The sequence below is a fragment of the Mediterraneibacter torques genome (assembly GCF_044591705.1).
Lineage (GTDB): Bacteria > Bacillota > Clostridia > Lachnospirales > Lachnospiraceae > Mediterraneibacter > Mediterraneibacter torques.
Genome location: NZ_CP172594.1, coordinates 600,107 through 625,996, shown reverse-complemented (window position 1 = coordinate 625,996; position 25,890 = coordinate 600,107). Strand labels below are relative to the sequence as shown.

34 protein-coding genes, 1 tRNA gene and 1 pseudogene are annotated in these 25,890 nt (G+C 43.3%); 4 read left to right on the top strand and 32 right to left on the bottom strand.

From position 1 onward, the window contains the following. Positions 1 to 26 precede the first annotated feature (26 nt). From ACH9UM_RS02905 to ACH9UM_RS02865, 9 genes are all read right to left on the bottom strand, one after another. Positions 27 to 2,033, bottom strand: a complete 2,007-nt coding sequence (locus ACH9UM_RS02905) for a penicillin-binding protein 2 (protein ID WP_118188505.1) — start codon at positions 2,031 to 2,033, stop codon at positions 27 to 29. A 10-nt stretch (positions 2,034 to 2,043) separates the two neighbouring features. Then, positions 2,044 to 2,595 carry a hypothetical protein gene (locus ACH9UM_RS02900; protein ID WP_004846519.1) on the bottom strand — a complete coding sequence of 184 codons (552 nt, stop codon included), beginning with the start codon at positions 2,593 to 2,595 and terminating at the stop codon, positions 2,044 to 2,046. Positions 2,596 to 2,680: 85 nt separating this feature from the next. Beyond that, a complete protein-coding gene (gene rsmH / locus ACH9UM_RS02895) occupies positions 2,681 to 3,616 on the bottom strand; it encodes a 16S rRNA (cytosine(1402)-N(4))-methyltransferase RsmH (protein WP_227182367.1) in 936 nt (311 codons plus the stop codon). Between the two features lie 13 nt (positions 3,617 to 3,629). Further along, entirely contained in the window at positions 3,630 to 4,067 is a 438-nt protein-coding gene (gene mraZ / locus ACH9UM_RS02890) for a division/cell wall cluster transcriptional repressor MraZ (RefSeq protein WP_004846523.1), read from the bottom strand. Between the two features lie 323 nt (positions 4,068 to 4,390). Further along, entirely contained in the window at positions 4,391 to 4,642 is a 252-nt protein-coding gene (locus tag ACH9UM_RS02885; protein WP_004846524.1) for a hypothetical protein, read from the bottom strand. Positions 4,643 to 4,701: 59 nt separating this feature from the next. Further along, a complete protein-coding gene (locus ACH9UM_RS02880) occupies positions 4,702 to 5,547 on the bottom strand; it encodes a DegV family protein (protein ID WP_004846527.1) in 846 nt (281 codons plus the stop codon). Between the two features lie 105 nt (positions 5,548 to 5,652). Then, complete coding sequence (locus ACH9UM_RS02875; RefSeq protein WP_009242749.1) at positions 5,653 to 7,020, bottom strand: FtsW/RodA/SpoVE family cell cycle protein; 1,368 nt, start codon at positions 7,018 to 7,020, stop codon at positions 5,653 to 5,655. Positions 7,021 to 7,132: 112 nt separating this feature from the next. Then, a complete protein-coding gene (gene asnB, locus ACH9UM_RS02870) occupies positions 7,133 to 9,016 on the bottom strand; it encodes an asparagine synthase (glutamine-hydrolyzing) (protein ID WP_009242750.1) in 1,884 nt (627 codons plus the stop codon). 229 nt (positions 9,017 to 9,245) lie between these two features. Beyond that, positions 9,246 to 9,320, bottom strand: a tRNA-Pro gene (locus ACH9UM_RS02865). 121 nt (positions 9,321 to 9,441) lie between these two features. Between ACH9UM_RS02865 and ACH9UM_RS02860 the strand changes: the two genes are divergently transcribed. The 3 genes and pseudogenes from ACH9UM_RS02860 to ACH9UM_RS02850 all read left to right on the top strand — a co-directional run. After that, a complete protein-coding gene (locus ACH9UM_RS02860) occupies positions 9,442 to 9,705 on the top strand; it encodes a spore coat associated protein CotJA (RefSeq protein WP_009242751.1) in 264 nt (87 codons plus the stop codon). A gap of 77 nt (positions 9,706 to 9,782) precedes the next feature. Next, positions 9,783 to 10,061 (top strand): spore coat protein CotJB, encoded by a 279-nt coding sequence (locus ACH9UM_RS02855; RefSeq protein WP_004846537.1) that lies wholly within the window; start codon positions 9,783 to 9,785, stop codon positions 10,059 to 10,061. Positions 10,062 to 10,064: 3 nt separating this feature from the next. Then, positions 10,065 to 10,265 (top strand): annotated as a pseudogene (locus ACH9UM_RS02850) (manganese catalase family protein); the annotation flags it as partial. Between the two features lie 78 nt (positions 10,266 to 10,343). On the opposite strand, the gene ACH9UM_RS02845 reads toward ACH9UM_RS02850, so the two are convergent. From ACH9UM_RS02845 to ACH9UM_RS02775, 15 genes are all read right to left on the bottom strand, one after another. Then, on the bottom strand, positions 10,344 to 11,318 hold the full coding sequence (locus tag ACH9UM_RS02845; RefSeq protein ID WP_400091903.1) for an N-acetylmuramoyl-L-alanine amidase: 975 nt from the start codon (positions 11,316 to 11,318) through the stop codon (positions 10,344 to 10,346). A 72-nt stretch (positions 11,319 to 11,390) separates the two neighbouring features. Continuing rightward, entirely contained in the window at positions 11,391 to 11,789 is a 399-nt protein-coding gene (locus ACH9UM_RS02840) for a type II toxin-antitoxin system HicB family antitoxin (RefSeq protein ID WP_009242755.1), read from the bottom strand. Between the two features lie 35 nt (positions 11,790 to 11,824). Continuing rightward, complete coding sequence (locus tag ACH9UM_RS02835) at positions 11,825 to 12,013, bottom strand: type II toxin-antitoxin system HicA family toxin (protein WP_009242756.1); 189 nt, start codon at positions 12,011 to 12,013, stop codon at positions 11,825 to 11,827. Between the two features lie 85 nt (positions 12,014 to 12,098). Continuing rightward, positions 12,099 to 12,425, bottom strand: a complete 327-nt coding sequence (locus tag ACH9UM_RS02830) for a hypothetical protein (RefSeq protein ID WP_009242757.1) — start codon at positions 12,423 to 12,425, stop codon at positions 12,099 to 12,101. 2 nt (positions 12,426 to 12,427) lie between these two features. Next, the gene (locus ACH9UM_RS02825; RefSeq protein WP_400091899.1) at positions 12,428 to 12,739 is read right to left on the bottom strand and encodes a branched-chain amino acid ABC transporter permease; all 312 of its coding nucleotides are present in this window, start codon (positions 12,737 to 12,739) and stop codon (positions 12,428 to 12,430) included. Positions 12,740 to 12,849: 110 nt separating this feature from the next. Then, positions 12,850 to 12,993: a hypothetical protein gene (locus ACH9UM_RS02820; RefSeq protein WP_009242759.1), complete on the bottom strand. Its 144-nt coding sequence runs from the start codon at positions 12,991 to 12,993 to the stop codon at positions 12,850 to 12,852. Positions 12,994 to 12,995: 2 nt separating this feature from the next. Next, positions 12,996 to 13,136, bottom strand: a complete 141-nt coding sequence (locus ACH9UM_RS02815; protein ID WP_009242760.1) for a hypothetical protein — start codon at positions 13,134 to 13,136, stop codon at positions 12,996 to 12,998. After that, positions 13,129 to 13,545: a hypothetical protein gene (locus ACH9UM_RS02810; RefSeq protein WP_009242761.1), complete on the bottom strand. Its 417-nt coding sequence runs from the start codon at positions 13,543 to 13,545 to the stop codon at positions 13,129 to 13,131. The genes ACH9UM_RS02815 and ACH9UM_RS02810 overlap by 8 nt, the downstream gene beginning before the upstream one ends. Before the next feature lie 430 nt (positions 13,546 to 13,975). Further along, a complete protein-coding gene (locus ACH9UM_RS02805) occupies positions 13,976 to 14,857 on the bottom strand; it encodes a hypothetical protein (RefSeq protein WP_009320728.1) in 882 nt (293 codons plus the stop codon). Beyond that, complete coding sequence (locus tag ACH9UM_RS02800) at positions 14,858 to 16,051, bottom strand: hypothetical protein (RefSeq protein ID WP_009320729.1); 1,194 nt, start codon at positions 16,049 to 16,051, stop codon at positions 14,858 to 14,860. It abuts the gene before it with no gap. After that, entirely contained in the window at positions 16,027 to 16,863 is an 837-nt protein-coding gene (locus tag ACH9UM_RS02795; RefSeq protein WP_400091894.1) for a phage tail protein, read from the bottom strand. The genes ACH9UM_RS02800 and ACH9UM_RS02795 overlap by 25 nt, the downstream gene beginning before the upstream one ends. A gap of 13 nt (positions 16,864 to 16,876) precedes the next feature. Further along, a complete protein-coding gene (locus ACH9UM_RS02790; RefSeq protein WP_400091891.1) occupies positions 16,877 to 18,886 on the bottom strand; it encodes a hypothetical protein in 2,010 nt (669 codons plus the stop codon). A gap of 4 nt (positions 18,887 to 18,890) precedes the next feature. After that, positions 18,891 to 19,166, bottom strand: a complete 276-nt coding sequence (locus ACH9UM_RS02785; protein WP_227069735.1) for a DUF5361 domain-containing protein — start codon at positions 19,164 to 19,166, stop codon at positions 18,891 to 18,893. Between the two features lie 95 nt (positions 19,167 to 19,261). Further along, positions 19,262 to 19,528: a hypothetical protein gene (locus tag ACH9UM_RS02780; protein WP_009242768.1), complete on the bottom strand. Its 267-nt coding sequence runs from the start codon at positions 19,526 to 19,528 to the stop codon at positions 19,262 to 19,264. After that, complete coding sequence (locus ACH9UM_RS02775; protein ID WP_155234561.1) at positions 19,521 to 20,093, bottom strand: phage tail protein; 573 nt, start codon at positions 20,091 to 20,093, stop codon at positions 19,521 to 19,523. The genes ACH9UM_RS02780 and ACH9UM_RS02775 overlap by 8 nt, the downstream gene beginning before the upstream one ends. Before the next feature lie 279 nt (positions 20,094 to 20,372). On the opposite strand from ACH9UM_RS02775, the gene ACH9UM_RS02770 reads away from it, so the two are divergent. Next, complete coding sequence (locus tag ACH9UM_RS02770; protein ID WP_009243756.1) at positions 20,373 to 21,542, top strand: IS110 family transposase; 1,170 nt, start codon at positions 20,373 to 20,375, stop codon at positions 21,540 to 21,542. A gap of 137 nt (positions 21,543 to 21,679) precedes the next feature. Here ACH9UM_RS02770 and ACH9UM_RS02765 read toward each other — a convergent pair whose 3' ends face one another. From ACH9UM_RS02765 to ACH9UM_RS02730, 8 genes are all read right to left on the bottom strand, one after another. Beyond that, positions 21,680 to 22,012 carry a hypothetical protein gene (locus tag ACH9UM_RS02765; RefSeq protein WP_055159429.1) on the bottom strand — a complete coding sequence of 111 codons (333 nt, stop codon included), beginning with the start codon at positions 22,010 to 22,012 and terminating at the stop codon, positions 21,680 to 21,682. Next, on the bottom strand, positions 22,009 to 22,221 hold the full coding sequence (locus ACH9UM_RS02760; RefSeq protein WP_055159427.1) for a hypothetical protein: 213 nt from the start codon (positions 22,219 to 22,221) through the stop codon (positions 22,009 to 22,011). Before ACH9UM_RS02760 ends, ACH9UM_RS02765 begins: the two co-directional genes overlap by 4 nt. Continuing rightward, positions 22,214 to 22,552: a hypothetical protein gene (locus tag ACH9UM_RS02755; protein ID WP_227077291.1), complete on the bottom strand. Its 339-nt coding sequence runs from the start codon at positions 22,550 to 22,552 to the stop codon at positions 22,214 to 22,216. Before ACH9UM_RS02755 ends, ACH9UM_RS02760 begins: the two co-directional genes overlap by 8 nt. Continuing rightward, complete coding sequence (locus tag ACH9UM_RS02750; protein WP_055159423.1) at positions 22,515 to 22,934, bottom strand: phage Gp19/Gp15/Gp42 family protein; 420 nt, start codon at positions 22,932 to 22,934, stop codon at positions 22,515 to 22,517. Before ACH9UM_RS02750 ends, ACH9UM_RS02755 begins: the two co-directional genes overlap by 38 nt. Beyond that, a complete protein-coding gene (locus ACH9UM_RS02745; RefSeq protein WP_256126831.1) occupies positions 22,927 to 23,058 on the bottom strand; it encodes a hypothetical protein in 132 nt (43 codons plus the stop codon). The genes ACH9UM_RS02750 and ACH9UM_RS02745 overlap by 8 nt, the downstream gene beginning before the upstream one ends. Then, complete coding sequence (locus ACH9UM_RS02740; RefSeq protein ID WP_302013484.1) at positions 23,055 to 23,936, bottom strand: phage major capsid protein; 882 nt, start codon at positions 23,934 to 23,936, stop codon at positions 23,055 to 23,057. The genes ACH9UM_RS02745 and ACH9UM_RS02740 overlap by 4 nt, the downstream gene beginning before the upstream one ends. A gap of 4 nt (positions 23,937 to 23,940) precedes the next feature. After that, a complete protein-coding gene (locus ACH9UM_RS02735) occupies positions 23,941 to 24,402 on the bottom strand; it encodes a DUF4355 domain-containing protein (RefSeq protein WP_227077289.1) in 462 nt (153 codons plus the stop codon). A gap of 79 nt (positions 24,403 to 24,481) precedes the next feature. After that, the gene (locus tag ACH9UM_RS02730; protein WP_302013485.1) at positions 24,482 to 25,876 is read right to left on the bottom strand and encodes a terminase; all 1,395 of its coding nucleotides are present in this window, start codon (positions 25,874 to 25,876) and stop codon (positions 24,482 to 24,484) included. Positions 25,877 to 25,890 lie beyond the last annotated feature (14 nt).

Below are 25,890 nucleotides of genomic sequence, written 5' to 3'. Positions count from 1 at the left end.
ATTATATCTTCTGCAGGGTTATTCCTCTACTCTGAAACGTCAGACGACGCCCAATCATCTAAATCAGGTGTATAGTTTTCATCCACATACGATCCGTCTGCATTTCCGTATGTATCCTCATAATTTTCATCATAATCCGTATATTCTGTATTGCCGAAATTCTGACCTTGCGCCTGAGCGTTTTGCCCGCTTTGTGCAATAGTCGTAATGCCAAGATACGGGAATGCCTCAGACATGATCTTCTGACTTAATCCCAGAACAAGGGAGCTGTCATCCTGTACAGCCGTATTAGGCTCATCGATCACAACATAAACTACGACTTCCGGATTGTTCTGCGGCGCATAACCGATATAAGATAACAGATACTTTCCGTTTCCCCTCGGAAGTTTTTCCGCTGTTCCCGTTTTAGCGCCGATATCATACCCTTCCACCTTTGCCCTCGTTCCTGTTCCGTAATCCATCGTCGCTTTCAAATACTGTCTCAACATCTTAGACGTTTCGGAAGACACTGTCTTTCTCAAAAGAACCGGATCTTTCGTCTCTATTACATTGCCGTCTTCATCCTGAATCTGTTTTACAACATGGGGTTCATAATAATATCCTCCGTTCACAAGAGAAGAAAATGCAGAAACCATCTGTGTCATCGTTACATTAAAATTCTGTCCGAATGAATTGGTAGCCAGATCGATCTCTCCCATCGTATCCGCCGTATAAAGCAGTCCTGACGTTTCCGCCTCTCCCGGAAGATCAATCCCTGTATACTCTCCAAACCCAAAAATATGCTGATATTTTGTAAAATTTTCCGGACCGATCACCGCTGCCATATCCATAAGAGCTACATTACATGAATTTGCAATGGCATCCTGTATCGTTTCCTGTCCGTGTCCCGACTTATAGTGACAGCTGATCTTCGTTCCGAGAACGTCTTTAGAACCCCCGCAGTAATAGCTTTCGTTTCCGGTCAATGTTCCTGTTTCCAAGCCGGCCGCCACAGTAAACGGTTTCGCAGTAGACCCCGGCTCATAAGCGTCACTTACGCAGAAATTTCTCCAAAGATCATTCATCGCTTCGACCTGATCTTCTTCACTCATCGCATCCCACTGCTCTTTTGTATAAAGCAAAGATAGATTTCTCGGATCATTCAAATCAAAATTAGGGTACGATGCTTCCGCCAGTATTTCTCCTGTGTTCGGATTCATAATGATAACGGCTGTGTTTTTACTGCCGGGATTTCCATCTGCGGCATGCGCACTGTTAAACTCTAAAATGCATTTTTCCACAATATTTTGCAATGTCACATCAATGGTAGACACGACCGTATTTCCGTTCTTCGCAGGTTTGACAGTACGCTCTACCGAAGAATCGGAGTCAAAATACCCATACTCTCTTCCATCCGTTCCGTTGAGAATTGAATTATACGCGCTTTCGATTCCAAGCGCCCCTTGATTTCCTCCATATACAAATCCAAGCACATCACTCGCCATAGAACCATATGGATAACTCCTCAAATAGTCTTCTTCCAGCCAGATTCCTTTCACATTCGGATATTTTTTATCATCTTCATCAATCTTCTTAAACTTCTGAGCAGTCGCATAATCCACATCTGACACAAGCACTTCATAACGACTGTCCGGAGACTCTTCGATCAATTTATCAACAACGTCCCCCTCTACATCGAAACATTCTTTCAATACTTCCTTTGTCGGTTCGATATACTCCTTTTTGTCCATCATAACCGCCACGTCAAGGATCACGTTATATACGCGCTCACTTGTCGCCATCTTTGTTCCGTTACGATCGACAATATCGCCCCTTTTAAAAGCGATCACCCTGCTGTCATAGTTTTGCTGATCTAAAACAACTTTTGTATATTTGCTTCCCTTCGTTACATTTATATAGGTTATTCTTCCTATAAGAACAACAAAAGCCAGTACTACTGCCATAAATAGCATTACCAGCTTCCGTTGCATTCTGAGCGGGAATTTTCTTGTCAAAAATTCAAATCTACTCTTTTTTCTTTTCTTTACAGCCATAATTTTTTCCTTACTTTAATACATCGCTGGACTTTGCGAGCACACCGCTTTCCGGAATATCGTTATACTGCTTTACATAATCCCCTTCCGGACTATCGTATTCTACGATTGTTCCCTGAGCAGCATAAACCATCCCCATTTCATTCATCGCTCTGTCCCGCACCGTCTCGAGATTCACCGAGTCTGCCGCCGAATTATATGCAGTATTATTTGCCTCCGTCAGATCTGCAAGTTGTTCCTGCATTGCCGTAACATTTTCCGATCTGCTTACGACCTCCGACTGAAGATTTAAGTATAAAACGCAAATCAATACCGCACAGACTGCCGCTGCCGTAAGAAATACAGCATAAGCCGGACTAATACTCATCGCGCGGTTTCGGTTCTTAACAACCCGGCTGCTTGTCCGTTTCGTCTGCTCCCTCTGCTGCGAATACGGACTCTTCGTTTTTCTCGGAAGAGTTTCTGCCTGACGTACAGTATTTCCATATACATAAAATCCACTTTTGTCTCTTTCACTTAGACTTGTCGTTCTGTATTTGGATGTACGATAGTTTGCTGCCATGACAAATGCCCCTTCCTTTTTTGTATTTTCCTAAGGGTTCTCCCCTCCCCTCGGAAATTCGTTTCTATAATGATACACTCCCAATTTATGCCCGTTCAAATATTCTGAGTTTCGCACTTTTTGAACGGCTGTTTGATTCCGTTTCTGCCTCCGACGGCAAAATTGGTTTTCTCGTGATCACTTTCCCTTTTGAAATCTTCCCACAGACACATACAGGAAAATGACTCGGACAAGTGCATGGATTTTCGTTTTTCCTAAATGCACTTTTCACAATGCGGTCTTCTAACGAATGAAATGTAATAATGCATATCCTTCCACCCGGATTCAGCATCTCGATCATGTCATCCAACGACTCCCTCAAAACATCCAGTTCGTGATTCAACTCGATCCGAATCGCCTGAAATGTCCTTTTCGACGGATGACCTGACGTCTTACGAAACTTCATCGGTATCGCATGACTGATAATTTCATTCAGTTGTCCCGTTGTTTCAATCGGATTTTTCCTACGCTCCGCCACAATATGCTTTGCAATATTCTTAGCAAATTTATCTTCCCCATAGTCGCGGATCACACGGTAAAGTTCCGACTCACTGTATTCGTTGACAATGTCTCTCGCCGTCATTTTCTGTCTCTGATCCATTCTCATATCAAGCGGCGCATCCACCCGATAAGAAAATCCGCGTTCGGCGGTATCAAGCTGGTATGATGAAACTCCCAGATCGATCACAATACCATCTACTTTGTCAACACCTATATTCTGGAGCTGCGGCTTCATATCACGATAATTGCTCCGAATTATCGTAACCTTCTCCCCGAAGCCTTTCAGGCGTTCTCCCGCTGCTTTAATTGCATCGGCATCCTGATCTATTCCTATAAATCTCCCCTTACTGCCAAGCCTTCTGCACACTTCATAGGCATGTCCGCCTCCGCCAAGCGTAGCGTCTACATAAACCCCATCCGGTTTGACGTTCAACCCGTCTACTGTTTCGTTCAGTAGAACAGACACATGTTCAAATGCCATTGTCTTCTCCTTATCAAATACGAATTCCTATGGATTCCATACGCTCTGCAATCGCGTCCAGATCTTCCTCGCTGATCTGACTGCGTTCCTCCCAAAGAGCCTTATCCCATATCTCGATGCGATCCTGAACTCCCACTAAGACTACATCTTTTTCTAATCCGGCTGCTTTGCGGAGCGACGGCGGGACAAGAACTCTCCCCTGCTTGTCGAAACTGCCCTCCGAAGCGCTTCCGAAAAAATAACGCTTGAAAATTCTGGCATCCTTACTCATGCGTGGCAAAGTCTCAAGTTCAGCAACGAATTTATTCCATTCTTCCTGAGAGTAAACAAAGAGGCAGCCTTCCAGTCCGTTACAAATAACGAAACTGTCACCAAGATCATCCCGCAGTTTTGCCGGAATGATGAGTCTTCCCTTTTCATCAATACTATGGTTAAACTCTCCTAATAACATCTGGAATCCTTTCTCTTAATGTGAGCTCCACATCGCCCCTACTTTACTCCACTAGCCTCCACTCTTTACCACTTGACTCCATTCTAAACCACCACTCCCCCTTTTTCAACCCTTTTTTGAGATTTTTTTGTGTCCTTTTTTCGGCTAAAAACGAATCAAAAAACAGGATTTTTCGCAAAAAAAGAACATGTATGGCATTGATGTTCCAAATACCCTACATGTTGTGTTTTTAATGAATTTATTCACTTTAAAGTTTTAAAAAAAATTTGGGTGCAAGGGTGTGCGCTCTTCAAATTCGGCGCTCACTCCCCACACCACACCATTTACTCAGCAGAACCTTCTGCATTCAGTCCGTTCAAATAATCAGATACGGCGTCATAATTCACCTCTGAGACAGTTCTCTCTTTTCCCGACTCATAGATATCATAAGCAGAATAACCAAGCCATCCGATCAATGCCAGAGCTACCACCACAAGCACCCCTTTACGCATATTATTCATCAGCTTCTGCTTACGCATGATCTGTTTTCTGTTTACTTTTTCCTGTTTATAACGGTCAACCTTTTCCTGACTCATCCCGTATTACTCCTTTCAGATAAGATACTACGCATGAGGACATTTTATCACAAACACTTCTACAGTACAACTATTATTCCACCGTCATTTGCATACATTGTGCTGATTCCGCCTGTCTCTACTATAAAACTGTCTTTTACTTTTATCTTATCGAGAATCATACGCTCTATCTCTCTTGCTCTTTCCGGGCAGTTGCAGTGAGCGATCGCCAACACTTTATTCTCTGTATTTTTGCCATCTGCCACAATATGCTCTGCCATCTTCGCAATCGCTTTCTTAACTCCTCTCGCCTGACCAAGCTGACAAATCGTTCCCTCCGGAGTTGACCCCATCACCGGTTTGATATTAAGAGCGCTTGCCATCAACGACTTAATTCCTGTAAGCCTTCCGTTCTTCCGAAGTGTATCCAGATTTTCAAGAACAAAATATGTGTGCTGTTCTTCGATATATGCTTCCACATGCTCTATCACTTCTTCAAAAGAATACCCTTTTTCTTCACACTCTTGTATTTTCAATGCGATCAAACTTTCACCTACCGATGCCGAACGCGAATTAAATACATAGATTTGTTTATCCCCGTCTTCGTTTTCTTCCTTCCACAGCTCTTTTCCAAGCTGAGCGCTATTATACGATCCGCTTAATTCCGCTGACAAGGTCACCACATAAACCCTCTTCTCCGCTCCGCCGTAAAGTTCCATATATGCATCCGGCGAAGGACAGGAAGACTTCGGACATTCCGGACTCACCGCTACTCTTTTCAGAAAATCTTTCCGGTCAAAACTTTCATCATCCAAGATCGTATCTCCGTCAACGAGCATACTCAAAACCGCCGTATGGTAAATCCCGCTCTCCTTCATCTTATATGTCAATTCTCCGCAACTATCCAAAACAATTTTATAATCCATAACACTTCCTCCTGAAACGCAAAATATATTTTACGCTTCTATTGTATGTAGTTTTTAATACCACATATAAATATATCACACATCTCATAAGAAAGGAAGCTTTTTCTATTCTAATCTTATTTTCCGTGAAATTCCAAGCGCAATTCCCATTTCCGCCATCAAAAATACGATTGCAGTTCCGCCGTAACTGATAAAAGGCAACGTAATACCCGTTGTCGGAAGAAGTCCCGTCACGACAGCAATGTTCAAAATAACCTGTAATGCGATATGCGCAAATATCCCAGTCGCGATCAGCGAACCGAAAAGATCGGGCGCATTTTTCGCAATAAAGATCAGTCTGTATAACAACAATGCAAACAGGACCAAAATAACAACCGCGCCAAATACGCCAAGCTCCTCACAAATAACGACAAGGATCATGTCATTTTGCGCTTCGGGAATCACGCCCAATTTCTGTGTACTGTTTCCCAGTCCTTTTCCGAACAGTCCTCCGCTTCCGATCGCATAAAGTCCCTGCATGACCTGAAAACTTCCCGTATCGGCCGTAGCTTCCGGGTTCAGCCACGAGATCACTCGCTGGAGACGGAAATTATCACTGTTCGCCACAGTTACCGAAAGAATTGCGATCCCGACTGCCGCTACCGCAATCCCGATCCCGATTATTACAAGAAACGGCTTCGTCTTCGGATGGCTTACAAAAATCAAAATACATGTAATCCCCGCCACGATGATCGCCGTACTCAGGTTATCTGTCAAAAACAAAACGCCTGCCGATGCCACTGCGCCAAATGCAAGTATCTGTGCAATTCCTTTCGGCGAATATGCCCTTTTCCCAAGACGGCATAACTCATAAGATATAAATAGAATCACTGCTATTTTTGTAATCTCGGCAGGCTGCAGCGAAAGGTTGCCGGGAAGTCCGATCCAACGTCTCGCGCCATTGACAGTCACGCCAAGCGGAGTCTGTACAAGCGCCATCAAAAACATCGAAATTACATAGATTTCAAATGCAAACGCTCCATACAGATGATAATCTAACTTTGACACAAGATACATGCCGATAAATCCGCCCACACCGATCAACGCCTGTTTTGAAAAATAGTACATGTCATTTCCGAAATCAGCCTGCGCTTCATAGAAACTGACACTATAAAGCATAACAAGACCAAAACACATCAGAAAAATAATCACAAAAAGAAGGTCATAGTCAAAATATTGTTCTTTTCCCGCTGCACTTCTTTGTCTTGCGATCAGCGCCGATAAACTATTTCTGTTTTCATAACGAGTTCTGCCTGACGTACGTTCCTTTTTCCCTTTGCGGGAATTCACACGTCGAGAAACCGGACGCTCCGTCCGTATCACTTCACGCCTACGGTCAATCGTTCTGCGGTATCCCTCATACCCGCTTCTGATATTCATCGGACGCATCGGCGCCGTATCGTACACATCTTCTCTGACGGGACGCATCGGCATCGTATCTCCGAGGTTTCTTTTCTTTTGCTTCTTTACATTTTTCCTGCCCTGTTCGCGTCTCTTGATCGGACGCACAGTCCTGCTTCTCATATCATCACACCCATCATCAATCTTATTTACCTGCTGTCATGGAAGGATGCACCGGTTTCCCATGTTCAAAAAAGCGGTCATACCATACAAGGAAAATATATACCGTCCAGATTTTGCGGCTGTCATCTGCTTTTTCATTCGTATTCTTTCCGTCTCTGTGATCTTCCAGCATCTTCATAAGCAGATCGGTATTAAAGAATTTTTTCGCCATAGAAGATGCAAACATCGCTCTCACACGATTATAATATTTTTCCTCTTTCAGCCAAACCCGAATCGGGATCGGAAAACCAAGTTTCTTTTTCTCTGCCGTCTTGTTTCTGATACTGCGTTCCGCCGCTGCCCGGAGAGCAACTTTCGTGCGCGGTGCCTGCACTTTATATTGAAGAGGAAGGCTTTCCGCAAGTTCCAGAACATTCCGGTCAAGAAACGGCACTCTGACTTCCAAAGAATTCGCCATGCCCATCTTATCCCCTTTCATAAGGATATCGTGAACAAGCCAAAGATGCAAGTCCACATACTGCATTTTTGTCACCGCATCCTTATCTTTCACCCGGTTATACAAAGGTTTTGTCACATCCTGAATTTCCGGTCTGCATCCCTTTTTCAAAATTTTAGCAGCCTCACGCTCTGTAAATATATTCGTAGCATTGGCAAAATACCGTTCTTCCAGCGTCTTTCCATGACGCATAAGAAATCCACGGCCTTTCATCCCCCTCGGCAGACAGTATTCTGCAAATTTTCCCATAAAGCGCCGGATCGGCATCGGGATTTTATTAAAAGCAGTATGTTCAAGAGGTTCACAGTAAATATTATATCCTCCGAACAATTCATCCGATCCTTCACCCGAAAGCACAACTTTTACTTTCTTTGCCGCTTCTTTACTCAAAAAATACAGTGCAACCGCCGCAGGATCCGCCACAGGCTCATCCATATAATATTGAATATCCGAAAGACTGTCCCAGTATTCATCCGGCGTGATCACCTTCGCATCATTCTTCATATGAATACTTTCGGCAAAATCTTTTGCATCCTGAATCTCACTGTATTCTCCCTCGTCAAATCCGACTGTAAACGTATGATCGACTTGTCCCAGATAAGTCAGGTAACTGGAATCCACTCCGCTTGATAAATAAGACGCAACCTCCACATCGCTAATCTTATGCTTCTCTACCGACTCCTTCATGACTTTTTCCACTTCAGCCGCAGCTTCATCGAATGTTTTTTCATATTTTCCTGTAAAATTCGGTTCAAAATACCGCGATATTTCCATTTTCCCATCTTCATAAATAAAGTAATGACCGGGCTGAAGACAAAATACTCCTTTGAAAAAGGTTTCGTTAGTCGGTACGAACTGAAAGGAAAGATAATTTCCCAAAGCATCTTCATTAAAAATCTTATCAAATTTCGGATGTTCCATAAATGCTTTGATCTCAGACGCAAACAAAAAGGTCTGATTCATCTGCGCATAGTAAAAAGGCTTGATTCCAAAAATATCCCTTGCACCGAAAAGTCTTTTTTTCTTTGTATCCCAAATCACAAACGCGTACATTCCCCGGAGACGATCGACAAGTTTCTCTCCCCACTGCTCATATCCGTGTATCAGAGTTTCCGAATCTGTATTAGAGACAAATACATGTCCAGCCTCGATCAATTCTTTTCGCAGTTCCTGATAGTTATAGATTTCCCCATTGAAAACAAGCACCATGCTTTTATCTTCATTATAAAGGGGCTGATCTCCGACTGAAGACAGGTCGATAATGCTCAAACGCCGAAATCCAAGAGCCGCATCCTCATCAACATATTTCCCTGCACTGTCCGGTCCTCTGTGTATGATTGTATCCATCATATTTACAAGAACAGTTTCCCGATCTTCTACTTTACCGACAAAACCTGCAAAACCACACATTTTTCTTCTTCCTTTCCATAATATCCGAAATAATAGATAAGGAATCAGTTTCCGGTAAGCCATTTACCTGATCTGATCCCTCATTGATCTCTCGTATATGATATCTTCTTCAAAACAAAAATATACTTCTGCAATCACCGGAAGTGCCAAAAAGCACGCTCCGAAATCGCAAGCGTCCGCCAAAATCTCGGGCAAGCCCGAACTTCGGCTCGCCGCCGCAATAGATCAGTCGGGGTGACAGGATTCGAACCTGCGACCTCACGGCCCCCAGCCGTGCGCTCTAACCAAACTGAGCCACACCCCGATGACTTACCTATTATATATAATTTAATGGCAGTTGTAAAGGATTTTTCCATATATCATTCGCAAAAACGTAAGTCGTTCATATTATAATAATGAATTTACAACAAAAGGAGATACCGCCAATGGCAACTTGTCAAACAAATAATCAGATGCGTTATATGCGCCGTACAATGCCCGACACCTCCTGCCCGTGTCACGAAACAGTTCCTATGAACGGATGTCCGAATACCCGGGACTTTTTCCCTGCAAATATGCCGATTGCAATGGCATATGTTCCATGGCAAAAATGGCAGAACATTTATGAACCGTGCCGCGCTCTTAAAAACGGAACGATCTTTGAGGAATTAAATAAACCATTCTCAGGGAAAGGAGCCTGCTGCCGATGAAAAACTATCCTTATTCTAACTCAAACTGTTCTGTCACAAATAATAATACTCAAGACTGTTCTTTAAATAACGCTTCAATGAAAAATATGCATCGTTCTATGAACCGAAACCAGCTTATGGAGCATATCAACCAGGTTAGTTTTGCTGTTGACGAAGTAAAACTTTATCTCGATACGCATCCTTGCGACAGCGAAGCGCTTGCGTATTTTCATGAAATGAGCGCCCACCGCAACGACGCTTTAAAACAATATGCTTCTGCCTACGGACCACTGACTGTCGACACAGCCGATTATTCCTGTGCCGAACGATGGAACTGGATCAATGAACCGTGGCCATGGCAGGAAGGAGGATGCTGATTTATGTGGAATTATGAAAAACGTCTTCAATATCCGGTAAAAATCACACAAACCAATCCTAAAATTGCAAAGATCATCATCAGTCAATTCGGAGGTCCCGACGGAGAACTGGCCGCATCTATGCGCTATCTCTCTCAAAGATATACTATGCCGTATAAGGAAGTAACAGGAACGCTAACCGATATAGGAACAGAAGAACTCGCTCGTAGAAGATGAAGCTAATTAAATAATGATAAGATGATGCAATATTTCTCCCCGGAGCTGATACTCCGGGGAATATTTTTAATATAACTGGAATTTATCAAGCGCAATGCCGAAACATCCGGCATATCCGTCCTGCCCGTTTCCTACTTCATTGTCGAATTGCCACGGATAGTAACCGCCGCCAATCGGAGCAACTCTGTACTGCGCTTTTTGATAACCATATTTTGCAACAATATCCGCCGGAGTATCATAATATACCTCTACGGCATCGATCACAGCTCCCGGATATCCAGCATAGCCGTTGTTTGCGTCAGACCAGTTACATCCGGTTACGTAAGGTAACCATCCCTTGCCCTTTACATGCACGCGGTATTTTACAGTACCTTTATTAACCTTTATCGCGATACCGGCGATTGTACGACCCGGAAGTCCTGCAAAATCAGACAGGTTATTCACAAAGGGCAGGATTGTTCCGTCGGTCAACATAACGCCATAAGTAAACACAATGCCGGGATCACCGGATGCTGCACTGCTTCCGCCTCCACTGACAACCGGAGCATCCGGCAACTTGTCCATTCCCATATACTCACGGATTTTATTAATAAAATATGTTTTACAGCCAGATGTGCCCCCATGAATCTCTACAGATCTGTGCGGGCACGCTGTCGCGAATACCTCCTTGTGCATCCGGATTGTATTCGTGTTTGGAACGATACCGTACTGCTTACACTTCTGCGCCGCCAACTTCAACGCATTCTCTTCATTTTTCTTAAAGATTTCCAAATCCCCCATACTCTGACAGACCTCGATCGAATAATAGTTCCGGTTTCCGTCTGTCTGCCCGCAGTGCCATGCTGCGTAGGCATCATCTTCCGCATACAAGATCCCGTCACTAGCTACATAAGCGTGAGCAAATCCGTTTTCTAACGGATGCGTTTGCAGCCATTTTCTGTAAAACGCTGCATTTGCATTTTGTGATCCTGCATCGTTGTGAATAAAAATTCCTCTCGGATTTCCACCTCTAAGTCCTGCTGCTCCTCTACAAATACTCATGTTCTTCTCCTCTCTCCGGCATTTGCGCCAGCGCAAAAAAAGAGAGCCTGCCTCCAAGCTCTCTAAATTATTCTATCTTCCTATATTTAGTTTCAGCATCAGCGCTTCCTGCAATACCTGTGAAAAATTAACTCCTCTGGCAACCGCTTCTTCGTTCAGCCATTCCGGAATACTAAGCGTCTTCTTGATTGCACGTGAATTGTGTTTCTTCTGATATTCCATCATATCAAACTCTACGACAGCTAAAATTCCGTCTTCCGCATCTACTTTATTTATTTCTGTCGGTTTTGGAATCGGTTCGCCTTCTGCTTTCCTGCTTGTAAGAGAGAGTCCCAGCGCATCTACTGCCATCTCATAAGCCTGCTGCATATCATCTCCCTCTGTTAAGCATTCCGGCAAATCCGGAAAGGATACCCAAAAACCGCCTTCTTCCGCCTCGTGAAAAATTGCAGGATAAAATAATTTTTCCATACGTAATACCTCCGCTTTCTTTTTCAGGCGCAGGGCTATTTAAGCCCCGCTTGTTTTAATATCGCCTGCTCCAGCCCCTTTTTCATGGCTTTGGAGTGATAAGGAACAATAACTGTTATCCCTGTCGTCTGATTCTTGAGTTTTACATGAGAACCATTTTGACTGATTTCCTCAAACCCGTTTTTCTTGAGATGTTTTATCATCTCTCTCGGTGTCATTGGCATCTTTTGTATCTCCTTTCCTTATCATGATTGTATTATATCACGTATCATTACGTATGTCAATCTTTTTTTCACGTATCTTTACGTATTATTTATGTTTATTAAATTTCGTCCGCTGCCAAATCTCCGCAACGCGTTCCCAGCCGCCGGTCGCTACTAAATACACAATAAACGATGCAATTACCGCCGCTACGATATAGTACCAAAGCAATGTGATATTATAGTAGATGCATGCGATCACTACTGCCAGTGCGGTTAGGATTAACGCAGTTACAAACGCAACTACATTTGTTTGGATGTTCCTCAGTCCGGGCATCTCTTTAATTACTTGTGTAATCAGAGCTGTCAAAAATGCCAGCACACCGACTGCCATCAGTGCAAATGTTGCATACTGCATTAAAAGTTCCATACTCATAATTATTCCTCCATGTCATGCGCCTGTTTGTTCAAGTGCTTTTCGATTTTATTGATTGCTTCTGTTACCGGGCCGTTACACCCCTGTTCTTTCAAGCCTTTCAGGCATGCCAACAATCCGTAAGTGGCAAGACACTGTTCCTCGTTTATTTTCCTGATATCTTCATCATGCGTTTTTTGTAAGTTTTCTAGTTTTTTCTCTAGTTTTGCTGGTTTTTGATAAAATTTATATATCGCGACTATTGTCCCTCCGATTACGCCGAGCGCGCCGATTAGCGTTGCCGCGGTTATAATCGTGTCTGTTGTAATATGCATCGGTCTATCCTCCTGTTTTGTTTTATGCATAAAAATAAAGACCTGTTACGGTCTTGCTCTGATTTCTATGTGGTCATGTCTCTTATGATACATTTATACTACCGCCATTCTCACTCTCCTGCCAGGTCGTTTGTAATCTCGATCACTACCGCCCGGAGATTAAACAGGTTTGGAACCTGATCGAATGTAAATACTCCGGAAACCACTAAACTTACCCAAGTTTTTACTAAAATACTGTTTTTTGTAAATGTCATGATTATTCTCCTTTCGTTCCATCAAGCACTTGATACACCACATCCCGAAGATTGCTTAAACCTGGGACCTGCTCCCTGGTATATGTACCGGCGAGGACAAGGCTTACCCACGTTTTTACAATAACGCTGTTTTCATTAAACATCTGCTTCACCCCCCTCTATATTTTGCGGCGTCCCCGCTGCTGAAGTCGCAAGCGTAGCGATCACTGTTGTCAACTCCGCGATTGCCATTTGCAGATCTGTGTTTGTCTGGTTAACAGTATCCTCGACATTGGTGAGACGTTCCTCGGTCGTTGTCCCCTCCTTGTATAACACCACTCCATAGATCTGCCCTGTGTAGATTTCTGCATGGTCGTATGCCGTGTAACCTTTGTAGGTCGCAATCGTCTGCCCTCGCTCCTGTACAATCATGCGGGATGTCCGGCTAGAGTCAGTAAACAGCACCTTTAACTGTTCCGGAGTAATTCCAACCGTCAGAATTCGCAGGTAATCCCCGTGGGATTCAACCTGCTGAACAATAATCTCGGTTGCATCATTAAAAATAAGCTTCATAAATATCATTCCTTTCTGTGCATCTATTTGAATAATAAAGGTTTGTCAGAGTTATCAGATCGTGAAGATGTCACCCTTAAAACCGGCGTGCGTTTGACGCGCTACGGAAAACTCCGCGTGCTCAGTCTTGTTAACGCGAGCAGTCCTACAGCAGGCGATATCGTAAGACTACCATCGGAGGATATACCCTCTAATTATGTAATGTCGTCTGCCTTGGTTCGGGGGCAAACACGAGGAGATTATTTTGTTTCTATAACGCCTGCTGATGCCAATCCCCCGGGAAAAGTAGGAATTTTTATCGGAAATAATGAGGCACAAGTTGTAAGTGGGGGCTATATTGTAGCTTGCGTGACATAGTGTGTATAAGCGCTTAATCCGACATTTTTATGTACTCCATAACTACGATGGCGGAACATGGAAGTGATAAGTGTTATTTAATTTCCCACTCTGCATCAATAAAAATGTAATTATTTGTGGCTTTTGGGATGCAGAAAAACAGATTGCCGTTTGCTTTTGCTAAAGAGGTACAGGCAACTGGATTTTTATACTCTCCATCTGATGCAGTTACATTGACAGCAGTATCAATTAACGGTCGGTACTGTGACGGTATCGTAAAAGCATTGTTGTACACATTATTTGCAACAATTATAGCGGTTGTGTAGATTTCCATGTTTAGGTGTATCGTGTTACCGGTCTTGTAAGAGTTGTTTACTATTGTTTTCCAAATCCCAGTGTTCAATCCGAGATCAGTCGGTGTGAGCATCTTTTTATCGTGATACAACTGTAACTCTGACAAATATGTATTTAACATAGGGATTGTCGGGATGCTTTCGAACATCTTTTCTACTTTTGTGATGCTTAATCCTTCAATTTTCACTCGATAGAGCGGCATTTCTCTGATTTTTCCCGATTGGTACAGATCGTTTTGTGTTAGCGCCGGATCGGTTGCCGCCCCGGTTGTGGATGCGCCCTGTTTGACCTCTAATGTATAGGTGTCGATGCCGCCTGTTCCCGTGGTGACGAATTTTGCTATGATGATGTCGTTTCGGTTTCTTCCGGATTGCCCGTTGGCGATCTCGCAATCAATATAATCTCCGTACTGGATGCGGGCAAAATGTCCGCCTACTACGATAACTCCGTCTTTTACCCTGACTTTATTGTTACTGATTACTTGACTTTCACATTGCTGGCCGATCATCATGACCCCGTCTGATCCGACGATGCTCTGATAAATCGCTGCGTCGTCTTCCGCGCAAATATGTGCCTCCGCCGCTGGGTCGGTATTGATTGTAATTCCTTTCAACTTTCCCACTTAATCATCTCCTTTTACTTTATATTCTGTTGTTGTTTTTCCGTTTTTTATTTTTATGATTTTCCTGACGATCGGCTGTTGTAGTCTCGTCCCTGTAATTTCTTCATATCCGCCGACAATATCGCCGATTTCCAAGTCAATCCCTTCTACGTTGACGTTGATGCTTTTATAGTTTTGCAGCTCTTTCAGTCGCTTTGTTCCATCCTCTTCCAGCTTTTCTTTGTCCGCGCTCGAAAACTCATAAACCGCTTCGTTTTCTTCGAGTCCTGTGTAATACGGAGTCTTTCCGACGCTTCCGTCTTTTTGTACGTATAAATGCAGGATGATCCGCTCTTCGTTTTGTCCTTTTCCGGCGCAGATCAAGTGATTGACACCGCCTCTGTAATCTTTTATGGTAAACTGTACCTCTCCGTCTTGTGAGTATTCCAGTGTTTCCGAGTAGTCTTTGACTTGTACAGCTCTGATGGAAACATACCCGTAATCAAGGTTTTCCGGCTCAATATAGCTGATCTGCAGGCGATATCCTTGAGTGCTTAACATTTTATCGACTGCATCATATAACGTGACGTATCGGTCGATCTGCCAGCCTGTGACGGTGATCCCCGCCTTTTCTTCCGGTACAAAAAAAAGACCGTCGAATCGGTCTTTGATAAGTTCTCTCAAGATGTCGTTCAAGTCTCCGCTCACCGTCAGGTGGTCCTCTCCCTCCGGCGGTTCTATGATTTTTTGCTTTAACAGTCCTCTCCACGTTGTGCCGCACCACACAATTTCTTGCGTTTTGGTCATCACTTCGAGGCTGTTTAGGATTCCGCCGTATTCTGTTCCCGGTACAAAAATGCGATTTCCGTACCAGTACCATTCTTTTGTCCACTCTTCCTGCGGTAAGCGGATTTCAAAGTCGTCCGTATCTCCAAGATCCATGTCGATCGCAACGCTCTGATCTAAAAATCCCAGCTCTTCTCCGTTTTTTCGGGCAATGATAAATTCCAGTGGGAATAGGTCTGCGTTTCGCACGATCAAGTCTCGTGTCTCTTCTGTTACTCCGCCATTATCCCCAGTCGCGGTAATCATTACCGGGTAAACCGCTTCTTTCGCTTTCGTTGTCGGCGCGTTTAGTTTTCCTTGGTAGCGATCTTTTCCGATTCCCGGTAAATTCTGCGTGCTCCCATTTAGCGTTGCTTCCACCCGCTCCATCTTGGTTCGCTCCTTTCTTCGTAGATCACGAGATCCCAGTCAAATTTACCCGACCATACAACTTTTTGCCGTCCGGGTGGGATCTTTTTAAAAAATTTCTTTCCTTTTTCCCGGTTATGAAACGCGTTGACTTGCTCACCGTTTTTTGATATTTTTGTAACGGTTCTTGTGCGGCTGTCTATCTCCAACCGTTCTCCCTGCTCCAAAACAATATTAACTAAATAGCTTTTATCTCCGATGATGACTTGAGGGTTTACGACCGGCCCATAAATTACAAGTGTAAAATTTGCATCTGTAAAATGAGGGTTTTGGACATGTATGTTGTTCATGCCATTCGCGTATCGGAACGGGTAACGCCCGGGGTAACGTTTATTATCAGATGACGATGCGCCGTAACTGTAAAACGTATACGGGTTTTCTTTTGTCCATATTGGACGTGGACAATACAATTTCACCTTATTTTGCGAATAATAGACTGCTATATCCGACGTTTTTGTTTCGGACGATGTTACAAACCCATCTATGTAATAATCCCCAAAATAAATTCTTCCCGGTCTCTCTAGTAAAACATCTGTTTCGAACGCATCCTGCATTTCATCCAAAAATGTTTTTCGATCTTCCAACGCTCCTCTAACCGTAAAAGTGATTTCGTACTCCGCCGCGTCTTTCTCAAAACCTTGTACAATTTCTCCTATTTTTCTTTTGCTCGTTTCCGGCGTCCAAGCGTGCTTGTGAAAATTTCCGCTTGTTGCTCTCACTCTTGCATCGTAAAATTTATATTCTTTTCCTTCTGAATTGATATATCGTATCATTTTTGCTTTACCTTTATACTTCCAACAAAGCTCTGCCTAATTCTCGTCTGTCTAGAAGCATTGTAACTTCTTGCTTTTTCCCTGCTATAGTAATCAGCACTTCTTCTAGTGCATCCAGTCTTTCTTCAATTCCGCGTCGCCCGTTTTCGTTCCCTATTTTTCCGATGTTTGTCGTATATGATAGATCTGTTGTCAATGGGTCATATGCAGCTTTTTTTACAAGGTTCGCGGAGTCTGTTACTAATTTCGCATCGCCCGAAATTCCGTTTGCAATTCCTTGATCGATCATATTACCTACGTATTCTCCCCAGCGCGAAGGCGAATGAATCCCGAAGAAGCCTAATATGTTGTCTTTAAAGTCTCCCAGCGCACTTTTTACCGCGTCCCACAATGCGCCTGCTGCATTTGCTAATCCGTTCGCGATTCCTTTTATGATATTTAACCCGATTTTTCCCCAGTCCACGGATAAAAACTCATTTTTTATGTTCGTTATGATCGTTGGTATTTGTGCGATCAATTTCGGTATTGCCTGTATTAATCCCGCAGCTAATTTCCCGATGATTTCGATTCCGCTTTGTAATACAGACGGCAGGTTTCTCCCTATTGCTGCTACATATTGTATAATTGCACTTCCTGCCGCTGATGCAATCTGCGGCAAATTCGTTATAATACCGTTGACAAGATTTAAAATAAGCTCCGCTCCCTTTTGCATTATCGTCGGAAGCATCGACTGCATTCCGCTAACAAAACTTACTATTGCTTCGCCTGCCATCGTAATTAATTGTGGGAGCGATTCTAGTATTCCGTTCGCAATTTTCGTCACCATCTCGACGCCTTTGTTTAAGAATTCCGGTAATTTCTCCGATATTCCCGTCATGATCGTGTCTACTATATTTGTATCTGTTCCCAGTGTTTCAACCGTCGCTGTCTCCAATCCCGTTTTTAATCCCGTTATCAGATTTTGTGCAACAAGCAGCCAATCCATCGTTAAAATCGCATTTGCAAAAGATGCTACCAAGTTCAGCGCCGCCTCCGCAAGGTACGGAAGCGCTGTTATAATTCCTGTTACAAGCGACGTCACGAACGAAACTCCTGATTCCAATATTTGATCGCTGTTCTCTGCGATCATGTTCAGCCCTGCCGCTGCAAAATCCTTTCCGAGCAAATCAGGAATTGACGCCAGTACATTTCCGATCATCGGTATTAAGTTACCTGTCAAGAATGTAACGACCGTTTCTCCGACCTGTTTCAATTCATCTGTAACGTCCTCTCCTATCGCAATATTCCCGAGCAGATTTTTAAACGCCGCTTTCATGGATGCCAAAGACCCCGACAGTGTTGTTGCCGCTTCTTTCGCCGTTGTTCCTGTAATTCCAAGCTCTCCTTGTATTACATGAATCGCCGAGTATACGTCTGATAAATTATTGATATCATACTTTACTCCTGTGATTTTTTCCGCATCCGCAAGCAGCCGCTCCATTTCCGTTTTTGTGCCGCCGTATCCTAGTTTTAGGTTGTCCAGCATTGTGTAGTTTTGCTTTGCAAAGCCTTGATATGCGTTTTTGATATCCTCCATGTTCGATCCCATTTTGTTCATGTTATCGGACATGTCTGTCATTGCCATATCTGCCACATCTGCCGCTTTAGCTGTATCATTTCCTAAACTTTGTAACAGACTCGCGGAGAAGCTTGTTGTTAACTGCATGTATTCGTTTGCGCTCATCCCAGCCGTCTTGTAGGCGTTCGCAGCGTTTTGTTTTACTTTCTCTGCGCTGTCTTTAAATAGTGTTTCGATTCCGCCTATGCTTTGCTCTAGTTCTGCACCTTCGCTGATTGACGCAGAAATGGCTTTTCCGATCCCCGCCGCGATTACAGCGACTTTGATCGCTCCGCCGATTCTGCCTCCGAGCGATTTTCCTGCCGCATCCGTTTCTCCGCCTACTTCGTTTTGCAGCATTCCGCCTATCCCTTTTGCGGACGGTATAATTTGCACATACGCCTTCGCAAGTTCTGTCTTTTCCACTATTTCACCCCTTTTCTGTCAGCCGTTTCCATTCTTTCTCAAACTCTTCCCCAGTTTCAAACGATATGATTTTTCGTTCTTCTTCGCCAAGTAGTCTCGGTAATATCGTTTTGGGTCTGTTTCTTCCTTTACGCGCATCTTCTGTTTGCATCCATGTCAGCAATTTTGTATGATCTGCGATAGATGCCAATAGCATATCTTCCAGCGTAACTTTAACGCCTGCCAATTTCATTTTTATTCTCGCGTTTTCTTTTAAACCTTTTGCATATATCGCCGCCATTTTACACGGTATCTCTTTATAGTTATAAATCCGATACGTTTCCGCAAAATCGCATACGAGCGCCTCCTCGTCTGTGTTTAGCATACAAACGAGGATCAAGAGTTTTTTCCCTCTTGGTTTCCTCTTAAAATCTCCCCGATTTCATCAAACATTCGTTTTATCGACACTCTTCCCGCTTCGTCTCTCACATGTTCTTTTAATTGTTCCTTTTGTTCTGGTCCAATGATTTTTTCTATTGCGTCTACTACCAGACTTGTGTTTCCTTTGTCTATTTCCCGTAATTCTTCAAGCAGTTCGTAATCGTCTAATGCTTCTTCTTGTACTGTATAGTCAAACCCGCTTTTTGTTGTTCCTTTAATCATTTTTCATTACCTCCGATCCTGCTTTTTTAATATATTCGTAGTGTGTATTTCCCGTCTTGTCTGCGACTGCTGCGATTGTCAATTCGTATCCCGTTGCCTCGTTGTCTTTGTATACAATATCCCCTAGCTCTGAGATGCTTGCTTGCGGAATTACAATTCTTTTCACCGCTCCTTTTAGTATCATGTCAAATACCCAAGATACTTGTTCTGTCTCACTGTTGTTTGCTTTAATTGTTATTCCGTCTTCTATCGTTCCCGTTACGTTGTTTTCCCCGTACACTGTTTTTAATACATCTACATTCAGCACTTCCAAGAGCTTTAATTTAAACGTATCTGCTTTGCTTGCCTGCATGTTCAGCACTGTATCTCCGCCCCATGCCTTTTGCTCTTCAGTTTCCGGGCTGTTTGTGTTTGTTATCCCATCGTCAGAGCAATATCCAAGTCCCTTAAAAGCCGCGTTAAGTTGTGTCGTTACATCTTCCGGCAGCTCTGTTCCAATCGGCGCTACGAAGACTGCTCCTCCTATTTTGGGTTTTCCTGCACTTACATTGTTCACATTTGTCATTTTTCTTTCTTGTATGATAATTAGGAAGTTAATTATCACACGTTTCCTTTCTTTTAATATCGTGGTTCAATACAATTCAGATACTATGGACTTTTGATTTTTCCCTGTAGCCTTGACTACTCGACTGGAGTGTATTGCCGCTACCTTTATCTGAATTGTTTATTAGCTGGATGTTGCCGGAGTGTTTTTCACTCAGAGTACTTATTTCTATCAAGTCTACGATGATAATCGATGGTGGACATCATGGTATCAGACTTTATGAAAGGGAGGTACAACCTCATGAAAATTTTTGTAGGCATTGATATTGCCAAACTCAACCATTTCGCCGCTGCGATTTCTTCGGACGGTGAAATACTCATTGAGCCGTTCAAATTCACAAACGACGCTGATGGCTTCCAACTGCTGGTCTCTAAGCTCGAATCATTCGATAAGAACAGCATCATCATCGGTCTTGAGTCGACGGCACACTACGGTGACAACCTTGTTCGATACCTTGTTGCTGAGTTCTACCAAGTGTGTGTGTTGAACCCCATCAAAACCTGTCAGATGCGTAAGAACAATGTTCGTAAAACAAAGACAGATAAGGTCGACACATTTGTTATTGCTAAAACTCTTATGATGCAGGATGACCTAAGATTTATTACCTTCTTTGATCTCGATATGATGGATCTTAAGGCCTTGGGGCGCTTTCGGCAGAAAACCATTAAGCAACGCACCCGATTGAAAATCCAACTGACAACCTATGTTGATCAAGTATTCCCGGAGATTCAATACTTTTTCAAATCCGGTCTGCATCAGAATGCTGTCTATGCTCTTTTAAAAGAAGCACCTTCTCCAAAAGAGATTGCTTCCATGCATATGACTCATCTGGCAAATCTGCTCAAAGTGAACTCGCACGGACATTTTACTAAAGAGCAGGCCAAAGAATTAAGAATTCTCGCACAGAAGTCTGTCGGTGCCAACGACAGCGCTATATCTATTCAGATAACTCAAACCATTCAACAAATCGAGTTACTGGATAGCCAATTAGAAAAGATTGAAGCTGAGATGACGGATATCATGAAATTTAACGATTCTGTCATCATGACCATTCCTGGTATCGGTTATATCAATGGTGGAATGATCCTTGGTGAAATAGGCGATATTCACCGTTTCTCCAATCCAAACAAGCTGCTTGCTTTTGCAGGCCTGGATCCTTCTGTTTATCAGTCTGGTAACTTTCAGGCTAAGACAACAAGGATGTCCAAACGTGGCTCTCGTGTTTTACGATATGCTCTTGTAAATGCAGCTTGGAACGTTGTCAGGAACAACGCAACCTTCAAGGCTTATTATGATGCCAAGAGGGCTGAAGGCCGGTCTCACTACAATGCACTTGGGCACTGTGCCGGCAAGCTTGTCAGAGTCATCTGGAAGATGCTCACTGACGAAGTAGAATTTAACCTCGAGTAAGAGATCTGTATACCTATATCGATAGATTTTGAAAAAGCACCCTAAGGGAGCTCTATTAAAGTTACCCTTTTTTACCACCGATATGAAAAAGAAATTTTTTGCTAATTTATGGTTGACTTTTCATAGCTGGTCTCCTTTCAGTAGTACGCTATGTTAAATACCGCTTGATATCTGTATTTTTTTCTTTTTGTATCCGTGTAATTGTAGTCACTGTTTAGTTCGCACCTGCAAACGCCATCTCTTTCCGTGATTCGCTTCATCGCTTCCTTCATTTCTTCGTTTAATTTTGCCGTGGAATAGAGCGTGTCAGAAAAAGACTGGACCGCCAGTGTTGCATGTTTAATATGATCCACTTCGCTTCCTCCAGTCTTTTCAAGCAAGATATATTTCTTTTCCTTGTTTTCTTCTTCCATTAACACCGGTACGTCCAAAATCGTTTTTAGGTGTTCTCTTACAATTTCTTCGATCATTTTCCCACCGCCTTTAATAGGCTGTTGTTTCCGTCGTCTCCTGTTACTTCCGCAACCGCCCTTGTTTGTGCTACATATGTCTCGACTGTTCCGCCGGATGTTCCGGCAATTCGTTCCGCGTGTTTTTGTATGGTTGCGCGCATCTCTTCCGACCGCAATAATGCTGTGATTCCTTTTCTATTTAAGACAATTTTCGCTTTCTTACCCATATCGCTCTACCATCCACTTTTGATTCCATTCCAGCGGTATATTTTGTTCGATTCCCTGCTGCGGAAATCCTATTACTTTCCAGATTTCTCCAAAAAATTCTACTTTATTATCTTTCCATGTGTGCTTATCTCCTTTAGGTATTGCGATCGTGTAAACTGCCTTTTTCCCCGTTAAGTTCAGCGCATCCAAAACCTCTTGTGTATTCGTGGAGGCTACAAGTACATTTTCAACTTTTGTCGGCGTTTCCTTGTAGATCAGTTTTCCAAATGGATCTTCATTTATTTTTTCCTTTTCATAAAGTGTCACTGTGATCCCTTTTATCATCGCCATACAGATCAATCACCCCTATTCTTTGTCGTTTCAGTCCGAGCCTTGCCAACTCGCTTTTTTTAATAAATAATCCGCCTCCCGGTACTAGGTATGTCCCAGAAACAGAATAACCCAGTGCCGATTCTGACCGTTGCGTCATCGGCTCTGCGTCTGTTGACGTCATAAGCGTGCGCGCTATCACATCTACAACTACAGACTTTGCAACATTTTCTAAATATGATTTTTCTTCTATCATACGATCAAGGTTTTTCCCCACCTTATCGGCTTCCATTCTCAAGCTATCCTCTACTATTGGCAGTAAGTTTTTTGCGCGCTCTTTTTCGTCTTCTGTCAGCGATCTCCACAGTTTTTCAACATCTTCGATCTTGGCAAAATTATTCATCTTTTTTCACCGTCTTTCTCTTTTTAGTGGTGGATCTGGGCGGCTTTTCTGCCTCCCAGTCTCCACCCTTCAGTTCGCACTGTGTTTCGATCACATTCCCTGTTCGTTTGTTTCTGTATATCAAGCTTCGTCTACCACCCTTGCGAAATATTCCGGCACAAGAATTCCCCATCCGAGATAGACTTCTGCGCGGATGTAAACCTGGTTGTAACCTTTTAAATCTTTTCCCGTGTTGTCCGGATCGCCATATTTGATGATCTCCAAAGGAATTTCTTTCGAGAACCCCCACTTGAAAGCGTTGGAAAAATCGCCCACGATTGCGTGATCTTTCACAGTGTCGTTGTATACAGTCTTGTTTACACTTGTTTTCATTCCTCCGAGAGATTCCGGCGATGCTCCAAACCTAAATTCTGGGTACTGTCTGACTCCGTTTTCCTTTACCGTTGCCATGTCTGCCCCGAATGCATTTGACAGCGCTATCCCTGTAACGTCTCCGTCCGATCCCTGCACCATTGCAATCGCCGCATCCAGATTTGTATCCGGCGTTCCTTTTGTATATTTGACTTTTTGTGTTACTTTACTGTCAAAGTGATTCGTGCCTACAACTGTTGATGCTCCGCCTGTCCGTGGGTTAATGCCGTGAAACGCTGCCAGATCAAAACCTTTCGCTACTTTTGCCGCAAAACCATTGTTAAACGCTGTTAAAATATCAAGCTGTTCTTCTTCTGTCGCGTACAAAAATTCGTCTGAAACTCTCGCTCCGTACTCAAATTTGATTGGCACGATTTTTACCGGATCTACAGTAATGCCGCCCTCTGACTTTTTCCCGTTTTCTGCTACAATATCGATCTCATTGTCCATTGAAAAAATAAATTCTTTCAGTCCGTTGAATGGGATCGGCGTCTGTCCCGACAAAACCGCTAAAGATGATTTTCCCTTCACTTTGTTCATTAGATCTTTTACAAGTACCGCGTCAAATAAATTTTCTCTTCCTGTTGCCATGTTCTTATTCTCCTTTCAAATTGTTTAACATTTTTTTCGTTGCTTCTCTGATCGAGTCGTCTTTATTGTCTGTGTCTCGTGTAAAGTTCGGGTATGTGGTTTTTCCCTTCAAAAATTTAGAAAAAGCTTCCGCGTCTTTCTTCATTTCGTCTTCTGTTCCCCCTGACAACTTCCCTGCAAGTTCGTAGGGAATTCCGTTTTCCATTGCCACTTTTACCCTTTTCGATTCTTTTTCGTACTTTGCGATCGTGGCGTCTTTGTTCGCCGCATCTTCCGGGGATAAATACCCTTTGTACTTCTCTTCTGCTTCTTTCGGTGATAAGTACTCTTTGTACTTCTCTTCCACAGCTTCTGGTGATAAGTATCCGCTAAATTCCCTTCTTACCGTTTCTCTTTCCTGTTCCAGCCGATCTTTCACAGCCTCCTCGAACTGTTCTCGCGTTTCAATAGCTTCAAAATCACTCATTTTTTGTTCTCCTTTCCCCGCTTAACCCGGTGGTTTTGGTATTTTTGTATATTAAAAAAGTGCTGTTTCCAGCGTCTTTTTAATATCTTGCTATCTGTTTTTTTCGTTCCTTTGTTTCTGTGCATTTCCAGTATGCAAGGATCACACTGTCAAGCAGCGCGATTTCAACCCCTTCTTTTAATGATCTGTATCCGAATCCTCCGTTTGATCCTATCGCCCTTTTTTCGCTGTTGCTTACAGACTGTGTTAACGATGCTTGGTTAGAATGACAGATATTTCCTTTAAACAGTCCTTGTTCAAAAGTCGCGTTTGCTCCTATAATTTCTTTTACAGTTGGCAGGGTTGGTGCTTTCATTTTTGCATCTTTCATGTCTTTTTCGAGTATATGCTGCCCGTTCGCTCCGTCTGCAACTACCGTTTTGGGTTTCATTTCCGCAATGTATGATAGTATCCAGTCGTTCCCTTCGCGGATTGTTCTGCAGTCGAGTGCCTCAACGAAAATTTTTCCTTCATTCGTTTTTGATGCTACCGACATCGCAACATGCTGTCCGTCATGTCCATATTTAACCCCAACAAAAAGTTCTCCTTTTAATTTTGGTTTTGATGCGATCGCCAGTGATTCCCACTCTGTTTTACTAATCGCCGATTTTTGATTATATTTTAACCACAGTCCCAGTCTTTGGATGTTAAAATCTATATCATCCGTTGTAATTTCTGCCCGGATCTTCCTTTCTGTCAGTATTGTTCCTAACGACGGGTTTGTTTCGTACCACGCCTCAACATCGTTCGCGGATGTCAAGTTTTCAACCGACCATTCCGCCCATCCAGAGTCAAATCCCCGGCCGGCAAGTACTGTCTCCCTATATTTTGTAAAAACTGTTCCGGCCGATACCGCCGTCGGCGGCGTTCCAAGCATGATTGTTTGTGGGTTCTCGCTGTCTGATACAATATATTTCAGTGACGTCTCCTGTGCTTCCGTGTATTCTTGTGCCTCATCTATAATTAACACGTCGTACCCTTCGCCAAGTCCGCCCGATGATGTTCTTGTTCGGAATTCCACCACACCTCCATCACTTGTGTATAAGTGTTCTTTTCCGAACGCCTTAAATGATGATGATATCTTGATTCCTGCTTTTTCGCACATTCGATCCAGCCGCTCCCACACTGCGTGTGATGTTGTTGCTCTGTGTGCCGTGTATAGAATTCTTTCGCCGTTTTTCAGTCCCCATAGGCAGCGCGCCAACACATTTTCCGACTTTCCGTTTCGTCTCGGCACTGAATAGCCATATTTCTGATGCATCCATAAACCATCATCGTTTACGGCCATAATGTCGCATTGTAGCAACTGCTGCCATTCAAGCAGCTCGTTCCCCGTCTTCGCGTACAGTTCCGCAGCTTCTTGTCCTCGTGTTTTTGAGTAAGGAATCGTTACGGATTGAGTAGGCGTCTGACGTCCCAGTCTCGTTTCCGTCATAACTTTCCTCCTGT